We start from the raw sequence: 627 nt of genomic DNA, 5'->3' as shown, positions 1-627 counted from the left end.
CCATCTCCATTCTCGACGGCACGCCCGCCGCCGATGCGGCGCCGATCACGCTGACGGTGAACGAGGCGGCGCTGAGCACGGCTGGCGCCACGGGGAGCAATCCGGGGCTCACGACGGAGAGCGACAGCCTGCCGGCGCTGTCCTTCACCGCTGGGTCGGACGCGCTCTCGAGCTTCGCTTTCTCGACCGACCTCAGCCATCTGGTGAGCAATCTCGACGGCGCCGGTACGGACATCGTGTGGGTGCGCGACAGCGCCACGCAGATTACCGGGCATCTGGGCACGGCGGCTGGTGCGGTCGCGATCACGCTGACCTTGACGGCTCCGGCCAACATCGCTCCGGGGGCGACCGGATCGGTGACGGTAACGGCGACCCTATCCGACGATCTGCCGCATGAGCTGGCAAATGCCGCGCAGACGCAGAGCCTTGGCTATGCCATCGTTCAGGCGAGCGACAATGACGGCGACACCGCCAACGGGCAGGTCAATGTCAGCGTCACCGATGATGTGCCGACACTGACTGTATCCGACACGCCGACCAGTGTTGTCGAGGGCGGGACGGCAAACGGCACTTGGGCGCTGACGCCCGGCGCGGATGGTGTGAGCGCGGTGACCGTGACCTTCGGGA

General features: G+C 67.3%; 1 protein-coding gene. It reads left to right on the top strand.

What is annotated here, in order from left to right:
* The coding region (locus L858_RS22125) for a hypothetical protein (protein WP_037505026.1) at nucleotides 1-627 on the top strand (627 nt) is incomplete at both ends.

The sequence above is a fragment of the Sphingobium bisphenolivorans genome, assembly GCF_000412635.1.
GTDB lineage: Bacteria > Pseudomonadota > Alphaproteobacteria > Sphingomonadales > Sphingomonadaceae > Sphingobium > Sphingobium bisphenolivorans.
The sequence above is the reverse complement of the archived record's forward strand: the minus strand, read 5'-3'. Positions and strand labels throughout refer to the sequence as shown.